We start from the raw sequence: 13,222 nt of genomic DNA on the forward strand, positions 1-13,222 counted from the left end.
AGATAACCGCGGCGAGCTTTTCGCCAGCAGGTTCGCTCCCACTCTTTTTGGGTTTAGCGCACGATTTTATCGACATGAATGTCGAGCTTTTTCAGGCGATACCAGAAGCTGCGTTCTGAAATCCCGATCAGTTGCGCTGCCGCCGCCTGTACGCCATTGGCTTGTTGCAGGGCGCTTAAAATGTAGGCTTTTTCGACTTCGGCCAGGGCTGCCTCCAGATCGGGGGGAACGCCCGGCCCCGGGGCGAGCAGGGCACTGCCCTGGCCAGGTTGTGCGCTGAACAGGTAGGGCGGCAGATCGCTGTCCTGGATGGTGCTGCTGGTGGCTACGATGATGGCGCGTTCGACGCAGTTTTGCAGTTCGCGAATATTGCCCGGCCAGTGGTATCGGGCCATCGCCTGCAGGGCGCTGGGGCTGAAGCCGCTGATGCGCTTGCCCGCAGTCGCCCCCAGGTTGTGGGCAAAGTGCCGCGCCAGCGGGGTGATGTCTTCGACCCGCTCGCGCAAGGCGGGCAGGGGGATGGGGAATACGTTCAGGCGGTAGTACAAGTCTTCACGAAACTCTTTGTTGGCCACCGCCTGCAGCAGGTTTTTGTTGGTGGCCGCGATAACCCGCACATCCACCTTGCGCTCACGCGGGTCGCCCACGGGTTCGATCACCCGCTCTTGCAGCGCCCGCAGGATCTTGGCCTGCAACGCAAGGGGCATATCGCCGACCTCATCGAGAAACAGCGTGCCCTTGTCGGCCTGCATAAAGCGCCCGACGCGGTCCGCCACCGCTCCGGTAAACGCGCCTTTGCGATGGCCGAACATCTCGCTTTCCAGCAGCCCTTCAGGAATCGCCGCACAGTTGACCGCGACAAAAGGTTTGTCGGCGCGGCTGCCGTGTTTGTGGATAGCGCGGGCGACCATCTCTTTGCCGGTGCCGCTTTCGCCGGTCAGCAGGATGGTGGCATTGCTCTCGCGCACCGAGTCGATGGCCTGCAGCACCCGACGAAAGCTGGCGCTGTCGCCCACCAGGCTGTCGATGTGCTGGTGTTCGTCCAGTTCGGCGCGCATGCGCGCGTTGTCGCACAGGATGTCGCGAAACTGCAGGGCCTTGCTGACGGTGATATCCAGTTCGTCGATATCAAAGGGTTTGGATATGTAGTCGTAGGCACCGTTCCGCATGGACTGCACGGCATTTTTTACCGTGCTGTAGGCCGTCATTACGATCACTGGCACATGGGGGTAACGCAGCTTGACCTCGGCCAGCAGCTGCGGGCCATCCATGCCGGGCATGCGCCAGTCGCTGATCACCAGGTCGATAGCTTCCTGCTCCAGAATGGCCAGTGCCTGTAAACCGTTGCCTGCGGTATAAACCTCGATCTCGTTCTGGCTCAGTGCCGAGCTGAGCAGGTCGCAGAGTTTCGGTTCGTCGTCGACCACCAGCACGTTATGACTCATGTCTGATCCCCTCCGTGGGCCGGGATATACAGGTTGAAGGTAGCGCCGGCGCCTTTTTCGCTGATGCATTCGATACGGCCATCATGGCTGTCCATGATGGAAAAGACCTTGGCCAGCCCCAGGCCTGTGCCTGAGGCCTTGGTGGTTACAAAGGGGGTGAAAATACGTTCAAGCATATCGGCTGCGATCCCTTCTCCGGTGTCGGCAATACCAATGATCGTGTAGTCATCTTCGCGGTTGATGCGTACGGTCAGGTGCCCGCCGTCGGGCATGGCGTCGATGGCATTCAGGATCAGATTCAGGCACGCCTGTTTCAACTGGCCAGCATCGGCATACAGGGTGGCACCGGGTGCCTGATCGTCGATATGGGCCTCGATGCTGTGGCTTTCCAGCTCCGGTTTGCAGAAGCCCAGGATGTCTTCCACCAGAGGCCGTGCGGCCTGCTGCGCACGCACTGGGGCGCTGGGTTTGGCGAAGTCGAGAAACTCGGTAATCAGGTCGTTGATACGGGTCACTTCGCTGACCACATATTCCAGATGGCGCTTGTCAGTTTCGCCCAGGTCGGCACGACGGTGCAGCAGTTGGGTCGCGGTTTTGATAATGCCCAGCGGATTGCGGATTTCATGGGCCAGGCCCATAGCCACTTCGCCCAGGGCATGCAGGCGGTCGCGGCGGCGCAGTTGGGCTTCAAGATGATGCAGTTGGCCCAGACGCGCCGTCATATGGTTGAAGGTGCTGCTCAGTTCGGCCAACTCGTCGTTGCCCGACACTGCCACGCGCTGGTTGTAGTCCCCGGCAATCACCGCGCGCACGCCTTCGGACAGACCGCGCAACGGCCGGGTAAGGCGCTCGGAGACCAGCCAGCCAACAGTCAGGGACAGCACCGAGCCGAGCAGGAAGATCAGCGCGAACAGGTTGGTCTGGTTGACCAGCCCCACCAGGCTGGTATGGCGTAGCAAACCGCTGTAGATCACGCCTTGCAGCTCGCCGGTGTCGTTGAGGATCGGCCAGTACAAGCCGCTGTAGCGGCTGGTGAACTGCTCGCTGGGCTGGCGCGTGGTGCGCAGGATTTGTTCGATGGCATGGGGCACCACGGGCTGGCGGTCTTCGAAGCGCTGGCTGGAGAATATTTCGGCAAAGCCCTTGGGGTTGGACAGGTACAGGCGCAAGTCGAGGGAATGCACGTCAGCCACGCTGGTCAGGAAGCTGCTGTCCATGTAGGTGGCGACCAGCAGTTGATAGTCCTCGCCATCCTGGCGGGTGGCAAAGGTTGATACCACCGTGCCGGTAGGTACGCCGTCCACATCGATGGTTTGCAGCACAGCGTTGGGTGCAAGGCTGATCTGCCCGACGATATTGTCGCTGACGGTGCTGTACACCACCTTGTGGTCGCTGTCGCGAATCAGTGCCACCACGTCGATGCCCATGGCGTCGGCAATATCTGTGCTCAGCCGGTCATGGCGCACGGCTTTGCTTGAGGAAGGCGGGTGGGTGTATTGCAGAAACAACTTGGCGGCACGGGCGTTGTCCGCAAGGGTCTCGCTGATCTCGTCCTTGACGATTTTGGTCGACTCCTGCAGCCAGACCCGCACGTTGCTGTCGAAAATCTGCGACAGGGTGGTCGCCGCCAGTTCGGCGGCGATCATGGTCGGGATCACGCTGACCAGCCAGAACGCCAGCACCAGTTTGCGCTGTACGGTCCAGCGCGACACTTTGAAGGGCTGGCGTGATGGGTCTGGGGTATTGGGCATCAATGATCTCTGGGTGCAGCCGCAAGGGCGGATCAACAGTGTGTATTGATCCGCAGGTGCCCGTCGAGTCTAGACCGCATGCGCAACCTCCGGGAGACGGGCAGTGGCCACGCTGCTGTTGTTCTTGATAAAGGCATCGCTCAATTCGATCACGCGGCGGTATTGCAGGTCGACGGTGATCATGTGGTAGCAGTTGTCGAGCAGCACTTTGGTTACTGGCCCGCCCAGATGGCGTTCGACGTAATCAGCGTTCCAGCGGCTGGTGATGTCATCCTCGATGGAGTGCACAACCAGTGCCGGGGTGGTGATGGACGGCATGCGTTTTTTCACCACCGCGTTCATCCGGTGCAATTCGCGCACGGTGATGCCTTCCATCGTCAACAACCCGGCATTGCTGCTTTCACCGGCTTTCATCTGGCGTTCGACAATGGCTCTTAATCGCTGGTTTTTAATGCCGTACGGCGGTTTTTCCGCAAAACTGCACAGGTGCACACCAAAGGGGATCTTCATCAGCAGTGGGGTCATAAAGGCCAGTTTGTTGATGCTCCAGCCGTCGTAACGCAAGGTGGTGGAGTACATCAGCAACCCGGTGACCTGGCCCTGGTGTTCGGATGCCAGATACATCGACATTACAGCGCCCATCGACAGCCCGCCGACGAACACCTGCCGGTGGCGCTGGCGGATCCCGGCAAAGGTTTTGCGCACCCCCTCGTACCAGTCCCGCCAGCCGGTGGCTTGCAGGTCGCTGTTGTCACCGCAGTGCCCGGCCAGGGTGGGGACGTACACCGTACATGTCCCGTCCCTGGCCAGGCCCTGGGCCACCCGGCGCAATTCCGTCGGGGTGCCGGTGAGGCCGTGGATCAACAGGACCCCGACCTCACCCGTGCCGAGAACGAAACCGGCGTCGCCTTCGCCCAGATCGATCTCGGCGCTGTTCATCGTTTCATGGCCCGGGCCAGCAGGCGATCGAGCAGGGCGATGCCCAGGTCGATTTCGGCGTAGCTGATTTCCAGCGACGGTGCCAGGGTGATCACGTTTTTGTAATAGCCGCCCACGTCAAGAATCAGGCCCAGGCGCTTGCCGTCGATTTCGATGTCGCCCTTCATGCCTTCTTCAACCATAAAGTCGAGGGTCGCCTTGTCCGGGGTGAAACCGTCCGGGCCGCAGATTTCGCAGCGCAGGGCCAGGCCCAGACCGTCGACGTCGCCAATGATCGGGTAACGTTTCTGCAGGTCTTGCAGGCCGTCGAGGAAGTATTTGCCCTTGGCCATGACCATCGCGCCATAGTCGACTTCGCTGGTCATCTTGAACATTTCCAGGCCCACAGCGGTACCCAGCGGGTTGGAGGCGAACGTGGAGTGGGTCGAGCCTGGCGGGAATACTTTCGGGTTGATCAGCTCTTCACGCGCCCAGATGCCGCCCAGCGGGTTGAGGCCGTTGGTCAGCGCCTTGCCGAACACGATCACGTCGGGCTTGACGTCGAAGTGCTCGATCGACCACAGCTTGCCGGTGCGCCAGAAGCCCATCTGGATTTCATCGACCACCATCAGGATGCCGTGCTGATCCAGCACGTGCTTGAGTTCGCTGTAGAAGTTCATCGGCGGAATCACATAGCCGCCGGTGCCCTGGATCGGTTCGACGTAGAACGCTGCGTATTCGCTCTGGCCGACTTTCGGGTCCCACACACCGTTGTATTCGGTCTCGAACAGGCGGGCGAATTGCTGCACACAGTGGCTGCCGTATTCTTCCTTGGTCATGCCTTTTGGCCCACGGAAGTGGTACGGGAACGGGATGAAATTGGCGCGCTCGCCAAAGTGGCCGTAGCGCCGACGGTAGCGGTAGCTGGAGGTGATCGACGAGGCGCCGAGGGTACGGCCGTGGTAGCCGCCTTCGAAGGCGAACATCAGGCTTTTACCGTTGCTGGCGTTACGCACCACCTTGAGCGAGTCTTCGATGGACTGCGAGCCGCCGACGTTGAAATGCACGCGACCGTCGAGGCCGAACTTGTTCTTGGCGTCGACCGCGATGCGCTCCGACAGCTCGATCTTGCCCTTGTGCAGGTACTGGCTGGCGATCTGCGGCAGGGTGTCGATCTGTTGTTTCAGGGCGTTGTTCAGGCGCGGGTTGGAATAGCCGAAGTTGACCGCCGAGTACCACATTTGCAGGTCGAGGTAGGCCTGGTCTTCGGTGTCCCAGACGTAGGAACCTTCGCAGCGGCTGAAAATACGTGGCGGTTCGATGTAGTGAACGGTGTCGCCGTAGGAGCAATACTTGGCTTCTTTTTCCAGAAGAATCTGGTCTTCAGGGGTAGCGATTCGAATATCAGACATGATTGAAGAGTTCCTGCTGTTCACGAGAATAGTGGGGAGCGTTGGCGGCGTGGCTCGGCAATTTGGCGAGCAGGGCCGGGAGTTCGGCGAATGAGTCGAAGCGCGCGTAAGGGATGCCATTGCGCTCGCAGTGCTCGGCCAGGCTGTCCTTGGCAAAGACGAAATCGGCGCTGGCGGCCACGCACATGTCGGAGCGGCCATCGCCGATAACCAGTACGCGTTTGCCGCCGGGGGTGGACTTGCATTTGCAGTTGCCCGAGGCCGCGCGGCAGGCGTCGCTGGAATAGGGGAAGTCGATGCGCCAGCTGTTGTGGTCGACCTGGCGCAGGCGATTGGCCAGGATCGGCAGCAGGCTCACATAGTTGCGAGCCAGGATGCGGGCGATACCTTGCTCGATGCCGTCGCTGACCACTTCGAGGGAGGCGCCCAGGCCAATCACGTGGTCGACGAAATCCGGGAAGTCGGGGTCAATCTCGACCGTGTCGAAATAGGCCAGCAGCTCGGCCGGCGTAGCCTTGACCAGCGACAGCTGGCGACTGAGGCATTCCCGCGAGCCGATTTCACCCTGCAGCCATTGTTCTTCAATCGCTTCCCAGTCGGGGGCGGCGAAGCGTTGAAGAATGTTGTCGATGACGTCGGTGCGGGTAATGGTCCCGTCGAAATCACACACGATATGCCATTGCATCATCTGCATTGTCCTGTCGAAAAGACGCGCCTTTTTGCGCTTGCGACAGGTCATTGCATTGACTGTGCCAATCGGCCAGGCCCCCTGTTTACGGGCTTTCACGAATATTTCGGCGGGTGAAGCTACAAAATTTGTAGCTTGCTACAAACAACATCAGTGCTTGCGCAAAGCGTATGAAAAAGGGATTGATGCGCGCATGAATCCCTGTGGAACCCTGGCCATGAAAACCTCTGTCTGTGCTTTTTTGTTGCTCGCAGTGTTGGGGGCCGGTGCCCATGCTGCGGACGGCCCGCGTGGTGAGGCGGGGGTTGGGCTTGGCTATCAGCCCTACGATCCCAGTGGCAGTCGCTATCAGACAGTGCCGCTGCCGTACTTCGATGTGGACTGGGGGGATGTCAGCCTCGATACCGATGATGGCCTGACCTGGAGCGCCCTGAAGGTTGATGGCTGGAGCGCGGGGCCGTTTCTCAACTACCTGTCGGGCCGCAATGCCAATGGTTCGTTGCGCGGGTTGCGTGATGTGCCGGACATGGCGCAGGTCGGCGGCTTTGTGCAGTACAGCCCTGCCGAGTATTGGCGTGTGTACGCGCAGCTTGGCCAGGCAGTGGGTGGTGCAGGCGGTCAGGGCGGGTTGTTGGGGCAGGTGGGCGGGGAGTTGGGCTACCCGTTGGGGCGGGGCATTGTCGGCAGCAGCCAGTTGGCAGCGCACTTTGCGGATGGGCGGCAGATGTCGACATTCTTTGCTGTGAGTGACAGTGAGGCGCAAGCGTCGGGTATTTCAGCCTGCAAGGCGGGGGGTGGCTTTCAGAGTTTGACCCTGACCCAGAACGTTAATATCCCGTTGGCGCCACACTGGTCATTGGTGGCCAGCGCCGGCTTGACCCATCTGCTGGGTTCGGCGGCGCAGAGCAGCATTGTCAAAGAGGTCGGGGAGGTGAATCAGGGAGCAGTACAAACGGCAGTGAGTTACAAGTTCTAACGCTGCCCCGCAGGTGATGGGGTGGCTGTCAGTGCAAGCGCACCCACACACTGACCAGTACCGTCGCCGCCATCAGCCAGGCCACCGCGGCCAGCGCCAATGACGCTTCAAGGCGCATGCGGTCGACCAGTACATACAGCGCGGCAAGGTAAACAAAGTAGGGAATGATCGACCACATGCCGAAGACAATGGTGGTTTTCAGGTCGTCCACCGATCGGCCTTTGCCGACAATGTAGTGGGCAATCAGGGCAAAGGTCGGGAACAGCGGCACAAGGCCGGCAATGTAGTAGTTTTTGGTCTTGGCCAGCATCGCCAGAATGATCACCACGCCAGCGCCCAGGGCCGCTTTGAGTATCAGGTCCATTAGTGTGTCAGCCCGTATTTTTTGACTTTGTCGAAAAGGGTGGTCTTGGCCATGCCCAGCTCCTGGCTGGCCTGGGTCAGGTTGCCGCCGCTGCGTTGCAGGGCATCGGTGAGCAGGTTGCGTTCAAAGGCCTCCACCGCCTCGGAAAACCCCAGGCCCTGGGCAGCGTTACTGCCCGGTTTTTTGAAAGCAGGCAGGCCCAGGGCGAAGCGCTCGGCCACGTTGCGCAGTTCGCGCACATTGCCCGGCCAGTCGTGGCTCATCAGGCTGGAGACCGTCTGGTTGTCCAGCTCAGGGGCGGTGCGGTCGAATCGCAGGGACGATTGCTGCAGGAAGTACTCGAACAGTTGCAGGATGTCTTCGCGACGTTCGCGCAACGGTGGCAGCTCCAGTGTGACCACGTTCAGGCGGTAATACAGGTCGCTGCGAAACTGGCTGGCCTTGCTCAGTTGGTCGAGGTCGGACTTGGTCGCCGCGATCACCCGGCAGTCAACGTCGATGCTCTGGTTGGAGCCCAGGCGCTCCAGGGTGCGCTCCTGCAATACCCGCAGCAGTTTGATCTGCAGGTTGAGGGGCATGCTTTCGACTTCGTCGAGAAACAGCGTACCGCCATGGGCGTGTTCGATCTTGCCGATACGGCGTTTACCAGCGCCGGTAAAGGCATTGGCTTCGTGGCCGAAAATTTCGCTTTCAAACAGGTTTTCTGGCAGGCCGCCGCAGTTCAGGGCGACAAACTGCTGGGGCTGGCGGCGGCTGAAGTCGTGCAGGCAGCGGGCAACCAGCTCCTTGCCGGTGCCGGTTTCGCCTTCAATCAGCACGTTGGCCGAGGTATCGGCGACGTTGGCGATCAATTCGCGCAATTGTTGCATGGCTGGCGAGCGACCGATTATGCGTCCCTCCAGGGAGTCGCGCTCGGCCAGCTGACGGCGCAGCGACCAGACTTCCCGCGCCAGGCTGCGTTGCTCCAGCGCACGTCTGGCCACGTCCACCAGGCGCTCGGGCGAAAACGGTTTTTCCATGAAGTCATAGGCGCCATCACGCATGGCCCCAACGGCCATGGAAATGTCGCCGTGCCCGGTAATCAGTACCACCGGCAGGGTGCGGTCGCGGCCCTTGAGCTGCTTGAGCAGCTCAAGACCGTCCATCCCGGGCAAGCGAATGTCACTGATAACGATGCCGGGAAAGTTATCGCCCACCAGCGCCAGGGCCTGTTCGGCACTGCCGACGCCTTCGCTGCGAATATCTTCGAGTGCCAGCGCCTGCTGGCAGCCGAGCAGAACATGGGGATCGTCTTCAACAATCAGGACGGTCAGGTCGTTATTCATATCGGCTCGGCCTTGGCGGGTTGCACCAGCGGTAAAAGAAGGACAAATGCGACACCACCAATGACCGGGAACTCGACGCTCAGGCTGCCGCCGGCAGCAGCGGCCAGGCTGGCCGACAAGGTCAGGCCAAGGCCAAGGCCCTGTTCGCCGGGTTTGGTGGTGAAAAAGGGTTCGAAAAGATGCTTGCGTGCTTGCGGCTCGATGCCGGGGCCGTTATCGCGCACACGCAGGCGGTATTTGGCGTCGCTGAATTCTCCCGTCAGCCACAGTTGCGGCGGCGTAGCCTGGCCCTGCATGGCGTCCAGGGCATTGCCAATCAGGTTGACCAGGATCTGCTCAAGCCGGGTCTGATCAATTTTGAGCTGCACATCAGTAAAGTCGCGATGCAGTTGCACTCCCGACTCTTCCAGGCGACTGGCAAGCAGTTGAAGGGCGGCGTCGACAGCCTTGCCCAGGCTGGCCTGGCCTTGATCGTCGCCACGGCGGGCAAATGAACGCAGGTTGGCGGTGATACGCCCCATGCGGTCGACCAGATTGTTGATGGTGCTGAGGTTGTCTGCGGCAACCTTGAGATCGCCCCGTTCAAGAAAGCGTACGGTATTGCCTGACAGCGTGCGCAAGGCTGCCAGCGGCTGGTTCAGTTCATGGGCAATGCTGGTGGACATTTGCCCGATGGCGGCCAGTTTGCCTGCCTGCACCAGTTCATCCTGGGCACGGCGCAGCGTGTCTTCAGCCTGGCGCCGTTCGCGAATCTGCCCCTTGAGCCGTTCGTTGCTGGCGCGCAGGTGGGTAGTGCGTTCGGTGATCTTGCGTTCCAGCTGGTTGTTGGCCTCTTGCAGGGCTTCGCGTGCGGCCAGGCGGGTGGCGATCACTTTGCGCCGCTCGTTCCAGGCAATCAGCAAAAAGGCCAGCAAGGCAAAGGCCACCGCCACCAGGGTTCCCTGATTCGCCGCTTCACGGCGCAGGTCCTGCAGGGGGGTGAGCAGGGTGATGTCCCAGGGGGTGTCGTTAAGCCTGCGGTTTTGCGCCAGGTAGCTGACTTCCTGGTGGTCAGTCACCACTTCGCTGCTGCTGGCGAAGGTGACTTTTTCGACACCGTCGGCCAGGTTTTCCCGCTCCAGCGGCTCCAGCTCGTTAAGTGGCCACCAGTAATACTGCAGGCTGCGGGCCAGGCGCTCCTTGGTGTCGGCGCTGAGCGGGCGGATTGACTTGAGCCGCCGGGTCGGGTCGCTGGACAGAATGATGATGCCGTTCTCGTCGCTGACGTAGGCTTCGAGACGGGCGCGTTGCCAGCGTTCTTCAAGGGCCTCGAGGCGCACCTTGATCACGGCCACGCCAATGATCTTGCCCTGCTCTTCAAGGCCGTGGGCCAGGTAGTAGCCGGGTTCGCCCGAGGTACTGCCGATGCCATAGAAACGTCCGGGCTGGCCGCGCACGGCATCCTGGAAGTAGGCGCGAAATGACAGGTCTTCACCCAGGTAACTGTCGGTATCCCGCCAGTTGCTGGTGGCCATTACGCGGCCAGTGGTGTCGAGCACATAGATGGCCCGGCTGCGGCTGCGGCGGTTGAGGCCTTCGAGGTATTGATTGACGGTGACCCGGTTCTGCACGGAGGGGTCGGCCAGCAAGCGCGAGACGCTGGATTCCAGCTCCAGCAGGCTGGGCAGGTAGGTGTATTTGCCCAGTTCACTCTCGACGGTGCGGGCATGCAGTTCCAACTGGCGTTCGCCGGTTTCGCTCAGGGTGCGAATACCGAAGTGTTCACTGATGCGATAGCCCGCGTAACCCAGGCCGATCGTCAGCAGGATGATCAGCAGCGGCAGCAGGAAATGACGGAGCAGACGGGGTTTCACGGCAAGTGAGGGCGGAGCACCGCGATAAAGAGTGGGGTCGCATTTCATCACAGATGCCTTGAGTCAACCACTGTGCAGTGGTTGACCGTTCACGGAGATCCACTGGGAGCAGGCTTGCTCGCGATGGGAGCGGCGCGGTTGATCAGTTAAACAGGATCGCTGCCATCGCGAGCAAGCCCGCTCCCACCCAAGCCGGTGGGAGCTGAGCGGGTGTTTAGTGTTGCAGGATCTTGGCGAGGAAGTGCTGGGCACGCTCGGAGCGGGCCGATACATCACCGAAGAACTCTTCTTTCTCACAGTCTTCGACGATTTTGCCCTGGTCCATAAAGATCACCCGGTTGGCCACCTTGCGCGCAAACCCCATTTCGTGGGTCACGCACATCATGGTCATGCCTTCGTTGGCCAGTTGCACCATCACGTCGAGCACTTCGTTGACCATTTCCGGGTCGAGGGCCGAGGTAGGTTCGTCAAACAGCATGACGATCGGGTCCATGGCCAGGGCGCGGGCAATCGCTACTCGCTGCTGCTGACCACCGGAAAGCTGGCCTGGGTGCTTGTGGGCGTGTGCCGACAGCCCGACGCGTTCCAGCAGCTCGAGGCCTTTTTTGGTGGCTTCGGCCTTGCTGCGGCCCAATACCTTGACCTGGGCAATGGTCAGGTTTTCGGTGATGGTCATGTGCGGGAACAGCTCGAAGTGCTGGAACACCATGCCAACCCGCGAGCGCAGCTTTGGCAGGTTGGTCTTCGGGTCGGCAATGGATGTGCCGTCAACCACGATGTCGCCTTTCTGGAACGGTTCAAGGGCGTTGACGCACTTGATCAGGGTCGATTTGCCCGAGCCGGACGGCCCGCAGACTACAACCACTTCGCCTTTTTTGACTTCGGTACTGCAATCGGTCAGTACCTGGAAGTCCCCGTACCACTTGTTGATGTTCTTGATCGAGATCATACGGCAAACCTTTTTTGCAGACGCTTGACCAGCAGCGAGGCGGAAAAGCTGATGATGAAATACACCAGACCGGCGAAGATCAGGAACTCATTGGAGCGGCCGATGATGTCGCCACTGGAACGCGAGGCATTGAGGAAATCCACCAGGCCTACGGTGTACACCAGCGAGGTGTCCTGGAACAGGATGATGCTCTGTTGCAGCAGCAACGGGGTCATTTTGCGAAAGGCCTGGGGCAGGATGATCAGGCGCATGGCCTGGCCGTAACTCATGCCCAGGGCCTTGGCGGCACCCATCTGGCCTTTCGGGATGGCCTGTACGCCAGCACGAACGATTTCGCAGAAGTACGCCGCTTCGAACATCACGAATGCGACCAGGCACGACTCGAAAGCCCCGATCGGGGTGTCCTTGCCGGTGATCCAGCGCAGCACGAACGGTACCGCCAGGTAGAACCAGGTAATCACCAGCAGCAGCGGAATCGAACGGAAATAGTTCACATAAGCGCCGGCCAGGTTGGCCATCCACTTGCTTGACGACAAGCGCATCAGGGCCAGTACGGTACCCAGCGCCACGCCACCGACTACGCCCATGACCATCAGCTTGAGGGTCATGACCATGCCGTTCCACAGGCCAGGCAGGGCAGGGACAATCCCGCTGAAATCGAAGAAGTCCATTATTTGCCCCCCAGAGACATAAGGCCGGGTACGGCTACTTTTTTCTCGATCAGGCGCATCAGCAACATCAGGCTCATGTTCAAGGTGAAGTAGATCAGTGTGGCCAGGGTGAAGGCTTCAAACAGGTTGGCGGAGAACTCGGCGGTCTGCTTGGTTTGTGCCAGCAGTTCCATCAAACCGATCAGCGAGGCCACGGACGAGTTCTTGAACACGTTGAGGAACTCTGAGGTGAGCGGCGGGATGATGATCCGGTAGGCCTGGGGCAGCAGCACGTTCCAGTAGATCTGCGCCATGCTGAAACCCATGGCGCGGGCCGCAGCTTCCTGGCCGCGCGGCAGCGCCTCGATACCGGTGCGTACCTGCTCGCAAACCCGTGCGGCGGTGAACAGGCCCAGGCACACGACAACGCTCAGGTAGGCCGAGGTGGTCGGGTTGAGGTCCTGTTTGTACCATTCCTGCAGGTTGGGCGGCAGCAGATCGGGCACCAGGAAGTACCAGATAAACAGCTGCACCAGCAGCGGAACGTTACGGAAAATTTCGACATAAACCGTGGCAATGCCCGCGATAAAGCGGTTCGGCAGGGTGCGCATCACGCCCAGCAGCGAACCCAGGATCAGCGCGACAATCCAGGCGACAACAGCAATAGCGATGGTCCAGCCCAGGCCGGAAATAAACCAGTCGAGATACGTCTCGCTGCCTACGCCGGTGGACTTGAAGAACACGCTCCAGTCCCAGTTGTAATTCATGCAGGGTCTCCCCTCAGGTGGGTCTATAAACAAGCACTTGCTGCAGGGAATCCGTTCTCACCCGGCAGGGTCGCCGGGCACACAAAACCCGCTCGATAACCAGCGGTTCGAGTGCTCTCTAATG

At 60.5% G+C, this 13,222-nt stretch carries 12 protein-coding genes; 1 reads left to right on the top strand and 11 read right to left on the bottom strand.

Annotated features, from left to right (window positions below; all coding sequences use genetic code 11):
- Positions 1-53: 53 nt before the first annotated feature.
- The 5 genes from AB3G35_RS07880 to AB3G35_RS07900 form a co-directional block, all read right to left on the bottom strand.
- On the bottom strand, positions 54-1,445 hold the full coding sequence (locus tag AB3G35_RS07880) for a sigma-54 dependent transcriptional regulator (protein ID WP_086795949.1): 1,392 nt from the start codon (positions 1,443-1,445) through the stop codon (positions 54-56).
- A complete protein-coding gene (locus AB3G35_RS07885; RefSeq protein ID WP_369782468.1) occupies positions 1,442-3,196 on the bottom strand; it encodes an ATP-binding protein in 1,755 nt (584 codons plus the stop codon). Before AB3G35_RS07885 ends, AB3G35_RS07880 begins: the two co-directional genes overlap by 4 nt.
- A 69-nt stretch (positions 3,197-3,265) precedes the next feature.
- On the bottom strand, positions 3,266-4,135 hold the full coding sequence (locus AB3G35_RS07890; RefSeq protein ID WP_134049415.1) for a carboxylesterase: 870 nt from the start codon (positions 4,133-4,135) through the stop codon (positions 3,266-3,268).
- Positions 4,132-5,526, bottom strand: a complete 1,395-nt coding sequence (locus AB3G35_RS07895) for an aspartate aminotransferase family protein (protein WP_095001417.1) — start codon at positions 5,524-5,526, stop codon at positions 4,132-4,134. Before AB3G35_RS07895 ends, AB3G35_RS07890 begins: the two co-directional genes overlap by 4 nt.
- Positions 5,519-6,214 (bottom strand): MtnX-like HAD-IB family phosphatase, encoded by a 696-nt coding sequence (locus AB3G35_RS07900; RefSeq protein ID WP_106116225.1) that lies wholly within the window; start codon positions 6,212-6,214, stop codon positions 5,519-5,521. Before AB3G35_RS07900 ends, AB3G35_RS07895 begins: the two co-directional genes overlap by 8 nt.
- A gap of 217 nt (positions 6,215-6,431) precedes the next feature.
- On the opposite strand from AB3G35_RS07900, the gene AB3G35_RS07905 reads away from it, so the two are divergent.
- Positions 6,432-7,190 (top strand): MipA/OmpV family protein, encoded by a 759-nt coding sequence (locus tag AB3G35_RS07905; protein ID WP_324708209.1) that lies wholly within the window; start codon positions 6,432-6,434, stop codon positions 7,188-7,190.
- Positions 7,191-7,218: 28 nt separating this feature from the next.
- Here the strand turns inward: AB3G35_RS07905 and AB3G35_RS07910 are convergent, their stop codons facing one another.
- The 6 genes from AB3G35_RS07910 to AB3G35_RS07935 all read right to left on the bottom strand — a co-directional run bounded on the left by AB3G35_RS07910 (position 7,219) and on the right by AB3G35_RS07935 (position 13,098).
- A complete protein-coding gene (locus AB3G35_RS07910) occupies positions 7,219-7,545 on the bottom strand; it encodes a GlpM family protein (RefSeq protein ID WP_169844883.1) in 327 nt (108 codons plus the stop codon).
- 8 nt (positions 7,546-7,553) lie between these two features.
- Positions 7,554-8,879: a sigma-54 dependent transcriptional regulator gene (locus AB3G35_RS07915; RefSeq protein ID WP_086795954.1), complete on the bottom strand. Its 1,326-nt coding sequence runs from the start codon at positions 8,877-8,879 to the stop codon at positions 7,554-7,556.
- Positions 8,876-10,780 carry an ATP-binding protein gene (locus tag AB3G35_RS07920; RefSeq protein WP_134049419.1) on the bottom strand — a complete coding sequence of 635 codons (1,905 nt, stop codon included), beginning with the start codon at positions 10,778-10,780 and terminating at the stop codon, positions 8,876-8,878. Before AB3G35_RS07920 ends, AB3G35_RS07915 begins: the two co-directional genes overlap by 4 nt.
- 166 nt (positions 10,781-10,946) lie before the next feature.
- A complete protein-coding gene (locus tag AB3G35_RS07925; protein WP_016779681.1) occupies positions 10,947-11,681 on the bottom strand; it encodes an amino acid ABC transporter ATP-binding protein in 735 nt (244 codons plus the stop codon).
- Positions 11,678-12,352 carry an amino acid ABC transporter permease gene (locus AB3G35_RS07930; RefSeq protein WP_016779682.1) on the bottom strand — a complete coding sequence of 225 codons (675 nt, stop codon included), beginning with the start codon at positions 12,350-12,352 and terminating at the stop codon, positions 11,678-11,680. Before AB3G35_RS07930 ends, AB3G35_RS07925 begins: the two co-directional genes overlap by 4 nt.
- Positions 12,352-13,098 carry an amino acid ABC transporter permease gene (locus AB3G35_RS07935; protein WP_016779683.1) on the bottom strand — a complete coding sequence of 249 codons (747 nt, stop codon included), beginning with the start codon at positions 13,096-13,098 and terminating at the stop codon, positions 12,352-12,354. Before AB3G35_RS07935 ends, AB3G35_RS07930 begins: the two co-directional genes overlap by 1 nt.
- Positions 13,099-13,222 lie beyond the last annotated feature (124 nt).

This window comes from Pseudomonas sp. WC2401 (genome assembly GCF_041200115.1).
Classification (GTDB): domain Bacteria; phylum Pseudomonadota; class Gammaproteobacteria; order Pseudomonadales; family Pseudomonadaceae; genus Aquipseudomonas; species Aquipseudomonas fragi.

Bases quoted from the DNA above. Each gene is read 5' to 3' on its own strand.
- AB3G35_RS07880 (WP_086795949.1), bottom strand. From the start codon at position 1,445: ATGAGTCATAACGTGCTGGTGGTCGACGACGAACCGAAACTCTGCGAC.
- AB3G35_RS07885 (WP_369782468.1), bottom strand. From the start codon at position 3,196: ATGCCCAATACCCCAGACCCATCACGCCAGCCCTTCAAAGTGTCGCGC.
- AB3G35_RS07890 (WP_134049415.1), bottom strand. From the start codon at position 4,135: ATGAACAGCGCCGAGATCGATCTGGGCGAAGGCGACGCCGGTTTCGTT.
- AB3G35_RS07895 (WP_095001417.1), bottom strand. From the start codon at position 5,526: ATGTCTGATATTCGAATCGCTACCCCTGAAGACCAGATTCTTCTGGAA.
- AB3G35_RS07900 (WP_106116225.1), bottom strand. From the start codon at position 6,214: ATGATGCAATGGCATATCGTGTGTGATTTCGACGGGACCATTACCCGC.
- AB3G35_RS07905 (WP_324708209.1), top strand. From the start codon at position 6,432: ATGAAAACCTCTGTCTGTGCTTTTTTGTTGCTCGCAGTGTTGGGGGCC.
- AB3G35_RS07915 (WP_086795954.1), bottom strand. From the start codon at position 8,879: ATGAATAACGACCTGACCGTCCTGATTGTTGAAGACGATCCCCATGTT.
- AB3G35_RS07920 (WP_134049419.1), bottom strand. From the start codon at position 10,780: ATGAAATGCGACCCCACTCTTTATCGCGGTGCTCCGCCCTCACTTGCC.
- AB3G35_RS07925 (WP_016779681.1), bottom strand. From the start codon at position 11,681: ATGATCTCGATCAAGAACATCAACAAGTGGTACGGGGACTTCCAGGTA.
- AB3G35_RS07930 (WP_016779682.1), bottom strand. From the start codon at position 12,352: ATGGACTTCTTCGATTTCAGCGGGATTGTCCCTGCCCTGCCTGGCCTG.
- AB3G35_RS07935 (WP_016779683.1), bottom strand. From the start codon at position 13,098: ATGAATTACAACTGGGACTGGAGCGTGTTCTTCAAGTCCACCGGCGTA.